We start from the raw sequence: 17149 nt of genomic DNA, 5'->3' as shown, positions 1-17149 counted from the left end.
CATCTTTACGATCGTTGTCGTTCGACAACAAATGTCGGTCATCTGGTCATCTATGGGAGCTATGGTGCAAAAACTGGTAGTAGCAACGGGTAATCCTGGGAAGCTACGGGAGATGCAGGCCTATTTAACGGATCTAGATTGTGAACTGGTGCTGAAGCCAGCGGATCTAGAGGTGGAGGAAACCGGGACGACCTTCGCTGAAAATGCTTGTCTCAAAGCATCTCAGGTGGCTAAGGCATTAGGGCAATGGGCGATCGCGGATGATTCGGGTTTGGCCATTGATGCCCTAGACGGTGCGCCGGGGCTCTATTCAGCTCGCTATGGGCCGACAGAGGCGGCCTGCATCGATCGCGTGTTGGCGGAACTGGGAGATAGCAGCGATCGCCAAGCGGCCTTTATCTGCGTGGTGGCGATCGCTCGTCCTGATGGCAGCATTGCTACCCAGGCCGAGGGCATCTGTCCAGGCGAGATCCTGCATGCGCCTCGGGGCGTCGGTGGCTTTGGCTATGATCCAATTTTTTACCTGCCCGAGCATCAGATGTCCTTTGCTGAAATGCCCGCTGACCTGAAGCATCGGATCAGCCATCGTGGGCTGGCCTTTGACCAGCTTTTGCCTCACTTGCCTGCCCTGTGGGCGATCGCCAACGACTAATCGTGGGAGCCTACGAGGCTCGGTGATGTTCGGAAAGCGCTAAAGCCCTACCTCCCAGATTCCTGCTAGCGTGGAACTAGCAGGAGTATTGTTTTGCCCACCTGATGTCCCGAGCTGACCCCGACCCTATGCCAACCCCAAAGCCCAAGCTAATTCACCAAAGTATCGTTCTGCACCGACCGATTTTGCATCGGGATACCACCGAAGAACTGGGGCGAGTGGAGGTGGTGTGGATGTACCCTGATGCCCATCGGGTGCTGGGGTTTGTGTCTAAGCAGGGGTTGGTCAGCTCTAAGCGCCTAGCCTTCACGCTGAACCAAATCCACACCCTTGGCCCTGAGAGCATTGTGGTAACGGCTAGCCCCACGGAAACCGAAGCCCAAAAGGTGCGTCAGCTAGAAACGCTGTTAGGTCTGGAGGTGTGGAGTGAGTCGGGCAGCAAGCTGGGCAAGATTGTAGACTATGCCTTTGATATTAAAACTGGGGCGATCGCTTACTATCTGTTTACCTCCGATGGCTGGCTGGGGTTTGCCCAGGGGCTCTATCGTCTGCCGCCCCGCTACCTGCTCAGTTCCGGTCAGCAGCGGGTGCTGGTGGCCGAAGCGGCTAGCCGAAAGCTGACTGTGGAACGGGAGGGCATTCAAGAACGGCTCACCCACATTCGCGATCGCCTGCGGAAAAACTACAGCGATGCCACGGATGAGCTGCAAGACTGGACAACCCAAGCGCAAACCACGGCCCAGCAGGTGACCGGGCGAGTGCGCCAGTGGGGCAGTCAATGGGGCAGCCAGGCCAAGCAATGGACGGAGACCTTGCGGCAGCGGGCCCAGACCCAGGCCGAGGATACACGCCACCAAGCCCAAACCTGGAATGAACGCCTGCGGGACGAGGGGCAAACCTTCACCCAGCAGGCTAAGGAAACTGGGCGATCGCTCCTTGATCGGGTGAAGCAACAGGCGGCATTGCTCACCGATCGCATTGAGGAGTTTGACTTTTTCCATGTGCCGGAAGAGTTTGAGGGCGATCGCCCCCTCACCCCTGACCATGATGGGGATGAAGACGAGTTTGAAATTCTCTTTGATGACTGGAGTGCCGAGGAAGACGCGAAGGGCGATCGCTCTGAGCAGCCAGGGGCGAATTCGGAGAAGACCCCTGCTGCAGAATCGGCGTTGACCAAGCAGGCATCCGGTGCCCTCAGCACCGAGGATCAGCGCCCCATTCAGCCGGATCTGATTCCAGGGCCTGATCTTGAGGATGATGATCCTTGGATCTAGCCTGATGGAACAGGCCTGAGGAACCTGGAATGGCGCTCAGGCAGGATCTGGGCGATCGCCGGATCTCTGCCCCAGTCAACGAGTACTCTGAGACGAACGTAACCCGCCTAGTGTGTGTCCTGGGGTTCCTTTTCGTTTTTCTGTCTTCGTTCTTCTGTCTTGCGGTACTAGCGACTACCGGTGAATACCTGTTCGGCGGGGCCGGTCATGTAAAGATGGTTGTCCTCTGCCCAGGTAATCAGCAGCGAACCGCCGGGTAGCTCTACCGTGGCTTGGCGATCGCTGCGATTGTTCAGCACGCTAGCCACTAGGGCTGCACAGGCTCCGGTGCCGCAGGCTAGGGTAATCCCTGCACCCCGTTCCCACACCCGCATTTTGAGATAATCCGATCGCACCACCTGGATGAACTCGGTATTAATTCGCTTGGGGAAGGCGGGATGATGCTCAAACTGTGGGCCAATCTGCTCTAGGGCGATCGCTTCTACATCGTCTACAAAGGTGATGCAGTGGGGATTGCCCATGCTCACGCAGGTGACCGCCCAATCTTGACTGGCCACGGATATCGAGGTTCCTACCACCTTGTCATCCGCCGCGCCGAGGCTCGTGGGAATCTCGCCCGCCAGCAGGCGCGGGATGCCCATGTCTACAGTCACCTGCCCGTCGGGTTCTAGCTTTGGTGAAATCAAGCCCGCGAGGGTATGGATACGATAGGTTTTTTCCGTAGTATCTACACCCCCTGCCGCTTCAAGCTGAGCCACAAACCGCGCCATGCAGCGAATCCCGTTGCCACACATTTCTGGCTCCGAGCCATCGGAATTGAAGATCCGCATGGTGTAGTCGGTGTCGGCCTGCCCCGGCAGGGCAAAAATCACCCCATCTGCCCCAATACCAAAATGGCGATCGCACCAAGCGATCGCTTGCTCTGGTGTGAGCAGCGGCTCGGCTTGCTGACGATTGTCAATCAAGATGAAGTCGTTACCAATGCCGTGATATTTCGTAAAGTCTATAGCCATAGGAGTGAACGAGTTGAGGGTGAAGCTCTCTATGGATTTAGCATACGTCGAAACTGATGCGAACTACCATGCGCTGATATCTGAGCCGCTCCACACCTCGATCTCTAGGTCATGAAGGTAGTGCAAGGCCTGCTCAAGGCAATCGGGCTGCCCTTGCAGCACCAAGTCAAACCATCCATCGCCCTCAGCATTGGCCCCCAGAACGGCCGCCGCAATATTCACCGTGACGTGATAGTGAGACACCAGCTTAGAAATCACCGGCTCTTGGTGGTAGTGCTGGGGAATGCGAAGACGAAGACGTGTCTGAACCAACGGCTGATCAACGGACATAGGGTCTCCTGGTTTGTCGGTGAAATCGCGCATCATCATTGGACTAGATAACTCTTGGCCGGTTGTCTGCCAACAGATCAACAGAGATGGAAGCCTATCCCCAAGATGGAAGGCGCCCTGGTCTACGAGTTGAATCTACGGTAAATCGATAGAGATAGTGATGTTTGCGAGTCTTTATTCTATCGGCAGCCCTGGAGCTCGTCAAGGCTTAAACCCTCGTTTTCCGATCGGTGATTCGTAGATTGAACGCCGGTGTTGCTTCAGGGTTGATGAGTTCAAATGTTCTATGATGGATAAGTAATGGCTTTAAGTTCAGCAAAAACTCTTAGATTGTTCCGTGAACTTTATCATTAGTTCATCCGGATACCCAGGTATAATCCCGTATAGTTCGTATAATGAGAGACTAATACGAGACGCATACTTAATAAATCCTTAAAAAATCGGCTAATTGAACAAGACGATCTAGTGTTTTTACGGATAAGTGCTTAGCCTTCCATCTTCTCCTGATATCGATATGTCACTTAAAACCCATAGCAACGACCTAGACCGTGAGCTAGAGCAACTCATCCAAGGAGTGCTCTCCACTGGACGTATTACCTACAGCGACAAACAGCGATTCCTGGGCTTTTTAATGGCAGGTGAAACGCTGACGAGTCATCAACTAGCCCAGGTGCGCTCCGTGAGCGATCGCCTGCAAATGGGCCTGCTGAAAGTCGTCGATTAACCCCAGCCTTTGCCCTAGATTCCCAGGAATACATCGAGCCTAGTCTATGGTGCGATCGCTCAGCTTGACAGGATTGGGAAAATTGGATTAACAAATCTAGGCGATCGCCAATTCGTTGCTACTATCTCAGCGTAGGGAACGGATCGGATTGTCTAGCGCTGATTCTTCTCGGCGCTTGGTTCATAGAGCTGTTGGGTGCAATAGCATCCCAAGAGCCATCCATGACCCTTGAGTCTCCATGGCGAGGGCAGTATGCCGACCTGCGTGGCGGCGCTGTCATCGGTGGATCGTCGATCGCGTTCATCCTAAACGCAGCAGAGCCCCTGGTACGCGCAGAATTCCATGCCGATCGTTCCACACACCACAGCAACTTGCAGACCCTCGACAAGGAGTTTTGATTATGGCTGCCATCAAAGTAGGCATTAATGGATTTGGGCGGATTGGACGACTGGTGTTCCGCGCCGGTATTGATAACCCTAATATCCAGTTTGTCGGCATCAATGACCTGGTTCCTCCAGAAAACCTCGCCTATTTGTTGAAATACGACTCTACCCACGGCAAATTTAAGGGCACGGTGGAAGCGGTAGACAGTGGCATCGTGGTGAACGGCAAGCATATTCCCTGTACTGCCATTCGCAATCCTTCCGATCTGCCCTGGGGGGATGCCAAGGCAGACTATGTCGTTGAAGCAACGGGATTGTTCACGGACTATAAGGGCGCGGCTCAGCATCTGGATGCTGGGGCAAAGCGGGTGGTGATCTCGGCTCCTACCAAGGATCCTGAGAAAGTGCGCACCCTGCTGGTGGGCGTCAACCACGACACCTTTAACCCAGAGACCGATGCGATCGTGTCGAATGCGAGCTGCACCACCAACTGCCTTGCGCCGGTGGCCAAGGTGATCAACGATAATTTTGGTCTGGCGGAAGGGCTGATGACCACGGTTCACGCCATGACCGCTACCCAACCGACGGTGGATGGGCCAAGCAAGAAGGATATGCGCGGAGGACGCAGCGCTGCTCAGAACATTATTCCGGCGTCCACCGGAGCTGCCAAGGCCGTCACCCTGGTGATGCCAGAACTGAAGGGCAAGCTCACTGGCATGGCCTTCCGGGTGCCCACGCCGGATGTCTCGGTGGTTGACCTCACCTTCAGAACCGACAAGGCCACAAGCTACGCCGAAATTTGTGCGGCGATGAAAGCGGCTTCCGAAAATGGTTTGGCTGGCATTTTGGGCTACACCGAGGATCCGGTGGCCTCCACCGACTTCCAAGGTGATCCCCGTTCCAGCATCTTTGATGCCACGGCTGGCATTGAGCTGAATGCCAATTTCTTCAAGATTGTCGCTTGGTATGACAATGAATGGGGCTATTCCATGCGCGTCATTGATCTCATGATGTCTATGGCTGAGAAGGACGGCATTCTCTAGGCTTGAGCCTCTAGCCTTCAGCCTAGTTATGCATTGATGAACCTTTGGGAATACTCAGGGGCGATCGCTCTTGGGTATTTCCCTAAGCATTCGGTTCATGGTAGTATGGCTGAGCTATGGGTTACCCATGCGGGTGTAGTTTAGTGGTAAAACCTCAGCCTTCCAAGCTGATGATGGGGGTTCGATTCCCCCCACCCGCTTTAGAGATTTGACTTGCGGCCTAGGACTAGTTGGTGGCACGAAAGAGTACTGTCCAGGTTGCCGGGCCCACAATACCATCGGCATTGAGGCGGTTGCGCTGCTGAATATCTTGCACGGCTGCTTGGGTTGCCGGGCCAAAAACACCGTCAATGGGAGCGCTGTATACGCCTAGAACTCGTAGACGTTCCTGCAGCCGCTCCACGGCCGATCCTCGCATTCCCAAGCGCAACACGGGTAGATCTGTGGGACTGGGGGCGATCGCTTCCTCAGAAGCCGTTTCTTCAGACGATGGTGCTTCAGAAGGCGCTGATTCGCTCGGTGTTTCGAGGGAGGGGCTTGGAAACGGCACGGATGCTGCTGGCGTCTCGGTAGGTTCGGTGGGCTCGGTGGCGGCTTGTCCATTGGGGCTGGGGAGAAGAGCAGCCCAAGTATTGGCCCCCATGACGCCATCGACCGCGAGTCCGGCAGCCTGCTGAAACGTGGCCACAGCGATCGCTGTACTGTCTTGATACTGTCCATCCACGGGCCCGGTGTAGTACCCCAGCAGCGTCAGCATGGCCTGCACTTGAGCCACGGCCACACCCTGGCTGCCGAGTTGGAGAGTGGGCCGCTGGGGCGATCGCTCCGTTTGCGCAGCCGGTGGGTCGGCCGATGGGTCGGCCGATGGGGCGGCCGCTGGGGATTGAGCGATCGCTGGATTGCCTAGCATGGCCATCCCTAGCCCTAGCCCCAGAGCCAGCCAACCTCGACTTGTCTGGAAGCACCCTTCTGAAGGATTAGAAGGTAAACCGTGAGTGATCCTGCCGTTCATGATTGTTTGCTATGGTTATGTCCAGAGTCCACAATTGCACTGTATTAATTGCGTTGTATTAACTGCACTGCATTAATTGCGCTGCATTAACTGCACTGTATTAACTGCACTGTATTAACTGTGCCATGAGTGTACTGCACATCGTCGATCGCTCCACTCGTCTATCCGGATTAATTTTCTAGCGTTTTACATCTACATACCTATGCCGCTGGTCTACCCGCTTGCTCATGTTCCATCCCTTGTTGATCAATGGCTGGGCGTCTACTGGGGCGTTCTTTTTGGCGATTTGATGGCTGCGGGGTGGGCAGCGCGGCGCTCACCAGGACGATCGCTTGCCCATCGCTTATATCAACCTAATTTTCTGGCTGCCGCTCCAATGCCTGCCTGGGGACGACAAAGTTTAGCCCTGGTGCATCAGCTGCAAACCCATGGGCCGATCGCTCATGTTGATCTGCCTGTTGATCCATCTGTCGATCCATCTGTTGATCTGTCTATGGATGAGCGATCGCTGGCCCAAGTGATCAGCTATGCGGTGCCTTTGATCCTGTTTTACCACGATGATTGCTCTGCCTTTGAGCAGCAGTTTCAGTCCATGATCAGCGGGCTGCCGTTCGAGCCGTCCCATCATGGCAAGGTAACCGCTGGGGTGCAGGATCTCGCCCGATGGATGGCCCAAGTCCTGCAGCGGAAGGGGGCTGCCGTAGATCTGATGCCTGAAGATCTTGAACCCGATCACCCCATGGGAGCAACTCTGGCGATCGCCACCTCGGCAATGCAAACCATAACCGATGCACCTGCCCTGACCCTCGTGCGATCGCTCTACCACTGTGAGCAGCGGGGGATTCAGGATGTGGATACCTATCGCAGTGTGGGCATGACGGTGGGCATGGTAGCGGGGGCGTTCCATGGCGCGTTGGGATGGCCCTGGCGTTGGTATGGGGCTGTGGAAGGAACCAGCGATCGCCCCTCCAGTCTGCTGCAACTTTGGGGAATCTCGTCCCGATTAGAGCTTGAGCATGACGTGCAACGCCTAGCGTCGGCATGGATGGGAGCTATGGTTCCCCAGCCTGTCATCGATCCTAGTCTGGCGATCGCAGCGGCCCAAACCTTGCAGCCCCGTTAAGCTTAGACACCGTCGTGAAATGGCTTCGATATACTATTACTTGGGTATGTCCTTGGAGTATGTACTTGAGTATGCGAAGTCTATGCCTGAAGGTACATCTCGGTTAACCGATCCGTTAACCGATCGCTACAATCCCTTGGCTTCAACGAACTGCAGGCTGTTGGAGGTATCAGCCCCTTGCCTTCCTCGTTGAGCTTCTATAATCGCAATATACAATCCTGTAGGTAGATGGCGATTTTGACCAGAATTGTTCACACTAAAGTGGCCTGAACATGATGGTTTTACACATCTATTGGCCCTGCGCCCTATCGTCTTCATGTCTCTGTTCTGTTGAGTGTGGTGCTTCTTCCGTTTTGTCCCTCATACGGTTTTGATCAAGACCTTTGCCCGGGTCTTGTCTAACTAGAGCTAATCGCCGCGCGCTGTTCTATTGCTCTCCCACTCGAATTCTTGGTACAGAGATGAAATCGTTTCGACGTCTTACTCAGCAGTTCGATCGATGGCGACAGTTCCATCAGAGTGCTTCCTCCTCTAGGTTTGGGCCTCGGATGCAGCGGTGGGGCGATCGCCTCGGACGACTTCATCACAGTTCAGTCTCCGCTTCGACTCGACCTTCATCGCTGCAGACCATGAAAACAACTCAACGTTCTGCTCGGACGTTTCGGCAAGATATTTCCCAGCAGCGCCCCATGGCGGTGCGCGGGTTGCTCACGAGTGTGGCTATCCTCTCCCTGACGAGTGTAATTGGGTATCGGTTTTATAACGAGCCCCAGCTGGCCGTGGATACGACGGCTCCGGAAACCCTCACGGCTCCGGATAATGCTCGGGTCGAAGATACAAAAACGACGGAAGAAGCGCGGCAAGCGGCTCGTACCGGTTCAATTCCGGTTTTGATGATTGACGAAACCGCTAATCAGACGATCTATCAATCCTTTGATCGCCTGCTGCAGCGAGGTAATGATGTACGGCAGCAGTTGGGTGGGTTTCCATTTACCTCCACCAGCAATATCTCCTTGGCCAGCCAACGCTATCTCCAACGCACCACCGAATGGGAGTGGCGGAGGATTTGGTCTGAGGTGCGGCCAGGCTCGACGCGATCGCGCTCTGCTACGCCAAGTTCCACGACGGCCAATCTCCAGCCACCTCCACCGCGTCCTGCGGCTCCGGGGATGCCAGCGGATAGCACCAGCACAACTCGTGTACCCTCCTCAGCGAATGGGCTGGGCGGTTCCCAACAACTGGCGATTTTAGAGCTACGGACGGCGCTGCGGGATAAGTCTGAGGATGAAGTCCAGCACATGGAAAGCACGATCAGTCGAGCCCGCGATCGCTACAGGACGATTGCCGATCAGCTTGAGAATAATCCCGATGAGTTGGATAAACCCTTTGGGTCTTACATCCTAGACTTAACGGATGAGGAATGGACTCAGGTGCAGGGGGAGATGCGTCAGGTGCTAGAACGCATTTTGCTCCAAGGCATTCCTCCAGGCTTGCCCAACAGTATTCGCCGCCAAGCCATTCAGGCTCAGGTGGCGGTGAGTATGTCGGACTCTGTACAACCCTTGGCTGTTGAGCTGCTCGACTCGGTGGTGCGCCCCAACCTCACCCAAGATCCAGAACAGACCCGTATTAGGGCTGAGCAGGCAGCGGAGGCCATTGATCCAGAAATGGTGGCCATTCGCCGAGGCGAGACCATTGTAGAAGCGGGGGACACGATTACCCAGGCAGATTTTGTCCTGCTGGATCACTTTGGCATGAGTCGCCGCCGCCTCAATTACTTGGCCTTAGCAGGTTTTGCTGCGTTGATCAGTGGAGCGATCGCCCTTTTCTGGCTCTCTGAGCGTATTTTTTATGCCCAGCTACGACTGCGTGACCATATCTTGATTCTGCTGCTGGTGTTAACGGCTCCCTTGGCGATCGTCTTGGGCTTGCCCGGCAGCAGTTTACCTGCCATTGGTCTTCTCATCGGCAGTTTCTATGGCTCTCCCCTGAGCATGACGGTGATTGCCTTGCTGGGGATTGTGCTGCCCATTGGCATGGAAGTGGCGCTCAATTCCCTCTTGGCGAGTGCGGTAGGCAGTGCAGTGGGGGCGGTCTTATCCGGTCGGATGCGATCGCGTGAGGAGCTGGCGCTCTTGGGGCTAGGCGTCGGCTTGACCCAAGGGGTGGTGTATTTAAGTCTCAGTCTGATGCTGACGGCGGCTACCAGTCCTGTTTGGTATGCCGTGCTCACGGCTGCTGGTGTTCAGACCCTGCTGGGCATTGCCTGGAGTGTTGTCGCCTTGGGCGTCAGTCCTTACTTGGAACATGGGTTTGACTTGGTCACGCCTACCCGCTTGGTGGAACTGTCAAATCCCAACCGTCCCCTCTTGAAGCGCCTTGTGTCGGAAGCTCCGGGCACCTTCCAGCACACCCTGTTTGTGGCGACCCTCGCGGAGGCTGCGGCCCGGGCCCTAGGCTGCAATGTGGAACTGATTCGCACCGGCACCCTGTACCACGACATTGGTAAAATGCACGACGCCATGGGGTTTATCGAAAATCAAATGGGTGGGCCCAACAAGCATGATTTGATCGACGACCCTTGGAAAAGTGCCGCCATTATCAAAAAACACGTCACCGAAGGGTTGGTCATGGCCCGCAAGTGTCGTCTGCCCCGGGCCGTGCGCTCGTTCATTCCAGAGCACCAGGGCACCATGCTGATTACCTATTTCTATTACCAGGCCCAGGAGCGCGCCAAAGAAGACCCGACGTTGGTGGTGAACGAGGCGGACTTCCGCTACGACGGCCCCATTCCTCAGTCGCGGGAGACCGGCATTGTGATGCTGGCAGATTCCTGTGAGGCGGCCCTGCGATCGCTTAAGGATGCCACTCCTGAGGAAGCGCTGTCTACGGTCAACAAAATCATGCGTCACCGCTGGCAGGATAATCAGTTGGTGGATTCTGGGCTCAGCCGTGCCGATTTAGCCAAGGTGGCAGACATCTTTGTGCAGGTTTGGCAGCAGTTCAACCATAAGCGGATTCCCTACCCCAAGGCGGCGCTGAACCCAACCCCATCGGCAACGTTCAAAGCATGATCACCGTTGTAGGGAGGCGGCTTGGATGGGCATACTAGGTAAACCTGGCTAGGTCAGCTATTTTACATCTGGACAGGCTGGACTTTATTCTGGAAATAGAATCACCGTGGGCTAGGTCTCTAGGTTCTACCTGGCTTGCACCATGCCGTTGCGATCGCGTGATGCATCCCCTGGGTGAAGAACAGTTTTGTCAAGCATCTTCATGGCTATTCTGGGTAGACAGCGATCGGCTCAGTCTACGCTGTGCAAGCCTTGCATCGATCATGAGACCGCATCGATGACTAGGCTTATGGAGCAGGGGGATGGCGGCAATGGCTTGGCCTGGGGATGTTCCATGCTGCAATAGATCCTATCTCCTCAGCTAGAACGATCGATCCGGTCACCATGAGACCCATGGCTTGACACGAACCGCTGTCCCTGGGCTTCGCCTGGAAAGGTTGGTCGTAGGTGCATCGAGGCGATCGCTTTCCTGGTGCCGTGATAGAGGCGATCGCCCTTGAGGTTCATTCTAGAAACGTTTTCATTCCCTGAGTTTTCTGTTTGTTTGCTGCCAACTCCCTAGGCTCGTTTATGGATAGTACGGTTATTCTGCTTTTTATTGTGGGATGTGCGCTGCTGATTGCTGGGGCGGAGATGCTAGTCAATCATGCATCTTTCCTAGCTTTGGCGTTTGGCATCTCTCCCTTGGTGATTGGGTTGACGATTGTGGCCTATGGCACTAGCGCCCCAGAATTGGTGGTGTCGGTGCAGTCGAGCTATAGCGGCCAGGGAGATTTAGCCGTGGGCAACCTGGTCGGCAGCAACATTGCCAATGTGCTGTTGATTTTAGGCGTCTCGTCGGTGGTGACGCCCTTGGTGGTGTCGAGAAAAATTATTCGCTTGGAGGTGCCGCTGCTGATTGGTATCTCCATCACAACCATGGCCATGGCCTGGAATGGCAGTATTGGCCGCTTAGAAGGGGCGATCCTGTTCCTAGGCGCGCTTCTCTATACCGGCTTTATCATCTACCAAAGCCGTCGCGAGGAGTCGGAAGATGCCCGAATCGCGGCGCTGGATCTGGATGCCCCTCCAGCGATCGCCCTGGAGCGTCCGCGCAAAGGTCAGATTGCGATTCGTCTAGGCTGGATCGTTGTCAGCTTTGCCATGTTGGTGTTGGGGTCGCGCGCTCTGGTTTACAGTGCCTCGACGATCGCCCGTTCCTTGGGCTTCAGTGAGCTGATTATTGGCCTGACGATTGTGGCGGTGGGCACCTCGCTGCCGGAGTTGGCCACGTCGGTGATGGCCAGCATCAAGGGAGAAAAGGACATTGCTATCGGTAATGTGATCGGCAGCAATATTTTCAATATCCTGTTCGTCATGGGCGTATGCAGCATGATTGCTCCCGAGGGCTTGCCCATTGCCCTGCCGGCCCTGCGGTTTGATATTCCCGTGATGGTGGCGGTGGCGATCGCCTGTTTACCCATTTTCTTCACCGGGGGCATTGTCGATCGTTGGGAAGGGCTGCTCTTTTTGGGCTACTACCTGGCCTACACGAGCTACCTGGTTTTCAACGCCACTCAGCATGACAGCATTGAACTGTTTAGCACGCTGGTGCTGGCCCTAGTGGCGCTGCTGACGCTGGTGGCGTTGATGGATTGGATTATGCGGATGCTGCGGGCATCTAAGCTGGCCCAACGGCGTCAGCGGCGCAAGGAACTGGATGATCTGGACTAGGGGCTAGACCGGATCGACAAAGGCGGGGCGATCGCTCTGGGTTTGCCCGAGCAATGTCTCTAGGCTGTCCCAGTCGGAGGTTTCGATGGTTTGGAGGATGGCATCCAACTGCTGACGATAGCCCTGCAGCGATCGCACCACGGCGGCCTGGTTATACCGGGCCATCATCACCCCCAGCTCCGGATTGCCGCCGCCCACCCGACTCGTATCTCGAAAGCCAGAGCTAGCTAGGGTTTGGGCAAGCGATCGCACTGTGGCGCTCTCTTCGTCCATGCAGCTAGCAATCAAACTAGCACTGACCATCACCGGCAGGTGGGAAATCCAAGCCACAGCCCGGTCGTGATCCTGGGGATCGCACTGGTAAACCTGGGCCTGCAGCGATCGCGCGAGCTGGGTGACCACCTCCACGGCCCGGTTCGGAGTTTGGGCTGTGGGCGTGATCGCGTAGATGCAGTTTTGGAAGAGCCCCGTCAAGGCAGCATCGAGACCGCTCTCCGCCGTGCCCGCCATGGGATGCCCGCCCACAAAATTCTCCCAGCGCGGGGCGATCGCCTCCACTACCCAGCCCTTCACCGAACCCACATCGGTGACAATCGTCTCTGGCGACAAATGGGGCAAGAGCTGATCCACTGCGGGTAAAAAGGCTCCAAGGGGCGTGCAGAGCACCACCACCTCCGCCTCTGCCATCAGAGCTAGGTCGCAGCTTGCCTGGTCTACGATGCCGCGAGCGATCGCCGCTTCACAGGTGCTAGGGCGACGGCTGACCCCCAAGATGGTATGGCCCAGCGATCGCCAATCGATGGCCAGCGATCCGCCAATCAGACCCAGTCCCACAATGCCAATTTTCATCGTTGTTGCTCCACGGCTAGCCCATTATCGTTCAACATCATGCCATGCAAGATTCATCCTACTGAACTATGGGGTTCAAGGCCTCTCACCCTCTGTGCAACCATGTTTCTGGGCAACCATGTTTCTGGGCAACCATGTTATCGAGGGGGCATCGATCGTCGAGGATGGGGAGTAGCAGGGGGCGATCGCTGATTCAGCCAGCCTTTGTGCCGCCTCCCAACATTTGAAGTAAGGGCTTCGTGGGAATTCGTTGACGCAGAACGTTAAGATATTTAGGGGTAGGGATAGGGCAGCCGTGCATTGTAGGATTCTAGAGAAGTAACCTACGGCGCTGAGCCTGTTTGCTAAACTGCGGCGTCCGTTCCACCTTTCGAACGTTGTCCAACTATTGCACACCGAGGTTAGAGACTCGTGCTGTCTACCCTAACGGCCGACTTCCGCATCATTTTTGACCGCGACCCGGCAGCCCGCAACTGGCTTGAAGTCATTCTGTGCTACCCCGGGCTACAAGCCTTAGTACTCCATCGCATTGCTCATCAACTCCATTGCTGGCGGCTCCCTCTGATTCCCCGCGTCATTTCCCATCTGGCGCGCTTCATCACCGGCGTTGAAATTCACCCCGGCGCGGTCATTGGTCACGGTGTGTTCATTGACCATGGCATGGGCGTCGTGATTGGCGAAACGGCCATCATCGGCGACTATGTGCTGATTTACCAAGGGGTGACCTTGGGCGGAACCGGCAAGGAAAGCGGTAAACGCCACCCAACCCTAGGCAATAACGTGGTGGTGGGTGCTGGCGCTAAGGTGTTGGGCAATCTAGAAATTGGCGACAATGTGCGGATTGGGGCTGGTTCCGTCGTGCTTCGGGACGTGCCATCCGACTGCACGGTGGTGGGTGTTCCCGGACGGATCGTCTATCGCTCCGGTGAGCGGGTAGAACCGTTGGAGCACGGCCGCCTGCCCGACTCGGAAGCCCAGGTGATTCGAGCCCTCCTCGATCGCATTGAGGCCCTAGAAAAGCAAGTGGAACAATGGCAGCAAACGGCTCCTCCCCAGCGGGTGTTGGTGTCTATGGGTGCGCCATCGGATCACGGAGCTGACCAAGATTCTGACTCCTGCCGCTTGAATGATCGGGCCATCGAAGAGTTTCTTAACGGCACAGGAATTTAGGACAGATCAACTCGCCTCTGGACGGGATCGGCCTAGGCAAGACTGAACAAAAGAGAGCGTCGCTGGAGTGATCCAGTCCAGCCCGCACTGTACCGTAGTTCAGTATTGGGACAACATCACATGCTTGAATGCCTAAGGATTTACGGACTGGCTAGTCCAAGTTGCTCCTTGGCGCTCATACAGGCAGCGATGTTGCGGTTCTCCCCGCAGGTCTAGATGATCAACGCTATCCGGATCTAGCAGCAGCAGACAGAAGGTATCCAGCGGCTGATCTAGGTCTAGGTCAGCGATCGCTTCTGAGCTTAGGTCTGAACCCTCCTTTGTCCGTGGCGCACCGGGATCGGGCCAGGCAAACTGGCTGCGGGCGTCTGGGGAGAGAGCGTGCCAGAGCGATCGCCGCGCGGTTTGGAGCATCGGCTCTGGTTCAGCATGGGTGACCATGGTTAAGGATCCTGCTAGGCGAAACTGCTCGCGGGTTTTGGGAAAGTACCAGCAGAGTTCACCGTAGGCCTGATGCTGAATCTGGTCAATTTTTTGGCTACGGACATCGGTCGCCATCCGTAGCTGATTGCTGTCATCCAAAAATCCGCGAAACACCACTGTGCGATTTGCCGGTTGGCCATTTGGCCGCACGGTCGCCAACTGTAGATAGCGAGCATAGGCTAGGGAACGATTGCGATGCAGAGCCCGAGCCAAGGGCGATCGCCAGGGAGCAAGCATGATCCATGTCTCCTTTCTAGACTGTCCTGAACCTTGAGCGTACCCGTTGCTGGCAGAGGTAGCGCGGGGACAGCCATCTATATCGCTCCTAGGGGGCTGGAACTCCATTCCCTGCCGCAGCGTTTGAGTCGCCATCCAGACCGAGCCTACCACCGATCCCAGAAATCTGATCCCAAACCCCTGACCTCCCTCAAGACAGCTTATGATCAAGGTCAGACTTGATGGATACAGCCTGTCATGGATTCCCGTTCTACTCCTCTCTCCCTGTTGCTTCAATCGTGGGACAAGCATCCTGCTCTCCGTTGGGGACTATCCGCCCTTGGGTTGGCGCTGCTCTGCGGTGGAGCCTTTTTTTTGCATCTGGGCAGCGTGGGTCTCATTGACGAAACCGAGCCTCTGTTTGCTGAAGCCGCCCGCCAGATGACCGTCACGGGAGATTGGATCACGCCCTATTTTAACGGGGATACTCGGTTTGATAAGCCTCCCCTCATCTACTGGCTGATGGCGATCGCCTATCAAACCCTTGGGGTCAATGAATGGTCGGTGCGTCTGCCGTCGGCCCTCTCCGCCACTGCGCTGACGGTGATGGGATTCTACGTACTGCGCCGTTTTGGGTTTCCATCCCCCGCCCAGGCGAATGATCCCCAATCTAGTTCAGGCCAGCGATGGGCAGCCGCTTGGATTGGTGCTGCTCTGATGGCGCTGAATGCCCATACGTTAATCTGGGCCCGCACGGGCGTGTCGGATATGTTGCTGAGCGGCTGTATGGGAACAGCCCTCCTGTCATTTTTCTGCGGCTATACAGAACGCGATCGCCCCCGAGTGCAGCAGGGATGGTATTTTGCGTTTTATACCCTCACGGCCTTAGCCGTACTTGCGAAGGGGCCGGTGGGTTTGGTGATTCCCGGCTTGACTATTATTTGCTTTTTGGCATACACCGGCAACCTCTGGACGGTGCTGTGGAAGGAAATGCATCTGGTGTTGGGGATTCTCTGGTTTGTGATCCTGACGCTGCCCTGGTATGTGCTGGTTATTTTAGAAAACGGGGCTGCCTACACCGATAGCTTTTTTGGCTACCACAACTTTGAGCGCTTCACCCAAGTAGTCAACAACCACGGTGCGCCTTGGTATTTTTACTTCATCGTTGTCCTAGCGGGCTTCTTTCCCGGCTCGATCTATCTGCCGGTGGCGATCGCTCGTTTGCAGGTTTGGCGGCGATCGCTCTGGGTAGATCAACCCCGATCTGGGCAACTGAGTTTGTTTGCCCTGGCTTGGTTTGGGGTGATTTTTGGATTCTTCACCGTGGCGGTCACCAAGCTACCCAGCTATGTGCTGCCCTTGATGCCGGCGGCCGCGATACTGGTGGGTTTATTTTGGAGTGATCAACTGCTGCGATCGCCATCTCAGGGCTGGGCGATTCGCCTCAGTCATGGTGTAACCGTGGTGCTGTCTGTGGCCTTGGGGATTGCCTTGCTCTATAGCCCTGCGGTGATGGGCGATGATCCGGCGATGCCCACGTTGCCGGAGGTGATTCAGCAAACATCGCTGCTCCAGGCTGGCACGGTCGTATGGCTGCTGATGGCGATCGCCATGGTCACCTTGTGGCTCAAGGGGCAGGGGCGCTGGTTTTGGTCTGTGCATATCGTCGGTTTTGCGGCCTTTTTGATGGTGACGGTGATGCCCATGGGGTTCATCGTCGATGAACTACGCCAAGCTCCCCTGCGCCATCTTGCTCAGGTGGCGGTTGCTCAGCAGCGGCCCAATGAACCCATTGCCATGGTGGGGTTTAGTAAGCCCAGCCTGGTGTTTTATACCCAGCAGCCGATTTTATATTTGAGCGCTCCCAGTTTGGTGATCCAGCGTCTGCAGCGCTTGGGCGATCGCCCGGATGCACCGGACTCCCTTCTGCTGCTGGGCTATCCAGGGCGGCTGCGGCGCACAGGCCTCCCCCTAGATCAAGCCGAAAAACTAGAGGAAACCGATGCGTTCCAGCTCTTTCGCGTCACCTTGCCCCTGCCCGATGATTTGCCGCCACCGCCGGAGGAGTAGTTCTCTTTGGAATGCTACCT

15 protein-coding genes and 1 tRNA gene are annotated in these 17149 nt (G+C 56.0%); 11 read left to right on the top strand and 5 right to left on the bottom strand.

All coding sequences use genetic code 11. The features are described from left to right. The first annotated feature begins 61 nt into the window (after positions 1-61). Positions 62-652 (top strand): RdgB/HAM1 family non-canonical purine NTP pyrophosphatase, encoded by a 591-nt coding sequence (gene rdgB / locus JUJ53_RS14620; protein WP_239125074.1) that lies wholly within the window; start codon positions 62-64, stop codon positions 650-652. A gap of 128 nt (positions 653-780) precedes the next feature. Next, positions 781-1926 carry a PRC-barrel domain-containing protein gene (locus JUJ53_RS14615; RefSeq protein ID WP_204152760.1) on the top strand — a complete coding sequence of 382 codons (1146 nt, stop codon included), beginning with the start codon at positions 781-783 and terminating at the stop codon, positions 1924-1926. A gap of 167 nt (positions 1927-2093) precedes the next feature. On the opposite strand, the gene dapF is transcribed toward JUJ53_RS14615, so the two are convergent. Further along, positions 2094-2939 carry a diaminopimelate epimerase gene (dapF, locus tag JUJ53_RS14610; RefSeq protein ID WP_204152759.1) on the bottom strand — a complete coding sequence of 282 codons (846 nt, stop codon included), beginning with the start codon at positions 2937-2939 and terminating at the stop codon, positions 2094-2096. Positions 2940-3002: 63 nt separating this feature from the next. Then, entirely contained in the window at positions 3003-3269 is a 267-nt protein-coding gene (locus tag JUJ53_RS14605; RefSeq protein WP_204152758.1) for an NIL domain-containing protein, read from the bottom strand. A gap of 514 nt (positions 3270-3783) precedes the next feature. Here JUJ53_RS14605 and JUJ53_RS14600 point away from each other — a divergent pair. The 4 genes from JUJ53_RS14600 (at position 3784) to JUJ53_RS14585 (ending at position 5619) form a co-directional block, all read left to right on the top strand. Then, positions 3784-3993, top strand: a complete 210-nt coding sequence (locus JUJ53_RS14600) for a hypothetical protein (protein ID WP_204152757.1) — start codon at positions 3784-3786, stop codon at positions 3991-3993. A gap of 221 nt (positions 3994-4214) precedes the next feature. Next, entirely contained in the window at positions 4215-4391 is a 177-nt protein-coding gene (locus tag JUJ53_RS14595) for a hypothetical protein (RefSeq protein ID WP_204152756.1), read from the top strand. Positions 4392-4393: 2 nt separating this feature from the next. Then, positions 4394-5419 (top strand): type I glyceraldehyde-3-phosphate dehydrogenase, encoded by a 1026-nt coding sequence (gene gap / locus JUJ53_RS14590; protein ID WP_204152755.1) that lies wholly within the window; start codon positions 4394-4396, stop codon positions 5417-5419. 129 nt (positions 5420-5548) lie between these two features. Continuing rightward, positions 5549-5619: transfer RNA gene (locus JUJ53_RS14585), tRNA-Gly, on the top strand. 26 nt (positions 5620-5645) lie between these two features. Here the strand turns inward: JUJ53_RS14585 and JUJ53_RS14580 are convergent. Then, positions 5646-6431 (bottom strand): peptidoglycan-binding domain-containing protein, encoded by a 786-nt coding sequence (locus JUJ53_RS14580; protein ID WP_204152754.1) that lies wholly within the window; start codon positions 6429-6431, stop codon positions 5646-5648. Between the two features lie 202 nt (positions 6432-6633). Between JUJ53_RS14580 and JUJ53_RS14575 the strand changes: the two genes are divergently transcribed. From JUJ53_RS14575 to JUJ53_RS14565, 3 genes are all read left to right on the top strand, one after another. Further along, positions 6634-7554, top strand: a complete 921-nt coding sequence (locus JUJ53_RS14575) for a hypothetical protein (protein WP_204152753.1) — start codon at positions 6634-6636, stop codon at positions 7552-7554. 629 nt (positions 7555-8183) lie between these two features. Continuing rightward, complete coding sequence (locus JUJ53_RS14570; protein ID WP_204152752.1) at positions 8184-10628, top strand: HDIG domain-containing metalloprotein; 2445 nt, start codon at positions 8184-8186, stop codon at positions 10626-10628. Between the two features lie 570 nt (positions 10629-11198). Next, a complete protein-coding gene (locus tag JUJ53_RS14565) occupies positions 11199-12341 on the top strand; it encodes a calcium/sodium antiporter (protein ID WP_204152751.1) in 1143 nt (380 codons plus the stop codon). Between the two features lie 3 nt (positions 12342-12344). On the opposite strand, the gene JUJ53_RS14560 is transcribed toward JUJ53_RS14565, so the two are convergent. Continuing rightward, positions 12345-13190, bottom strand: coding sequence for a prephenate/arogenate dehydrogenase (locus JUJ53_RS14560; protein WP_204152750.1), 846 nt, complete (start codon positions 13188-13190; stop codon positions 12345-12347). A 411-nt stretch (positions 13191-13601) separates the two neighbouring features. Here JUJ53_RS14560 and cysE point away from each other — a divergent pair, with 411 nt between their 5' ends. Next, entirely contained in the window at positions 13602-14360 is a 759-nt protein-coding gene (cysE, locus tag JUJ53_RS14555; RefSeq protein WP_204152749.1) for a serine O-acetyltransferase, read from the top strand. Positions 14361-14492: 132 nt separating this feature from the next. Here the strand turns inward: cysE and JUJ53_RS14550 are convergent, their stop codons facing one another. Beyond that, a complete protein-coding gene (locus JUJ53_RS14550) occupies positions 14493-15083 on the bottom strand; it encodes an Npun_F5749 family FMN-dependent PPOX-type flavoprotein (protein ID WP_343327966.1) in 591 nt (196 codons plus the stop codon). A 234-nt stretch (positions 15084-15317) separates the two neighbouring features. On the opposite strand from JUJ53_RS14550, the gene JUJ53_RS14545 reads away from it, so the two are divergent. Next, positions 15318-17129, top strand: a complete 1812-nt coding sequence (locus JUJ53_RS14545; protein ID WP_204152747.1) for a glycosyltransferase family 39 protein — start codon at positions 15318-15320, stop codon at positions 17127-17129. Positions 17130-17149 lie beyond the last annotated feature (20 nt).

The sequence above is a fragment of the Leptolyngbya sp. CCY15150 genome (genome assembly GCF_016888135.1).
Taxonomy (GTDB): Bacteria; Cyanobacteriota; Cyanobacteriia; order RECH01; family RECH01; genus RECH01.
Note: the sequence above shows the minus strand (reverse complement) of the source record. Positions and strands in the feature narration are given on the sequence as shown.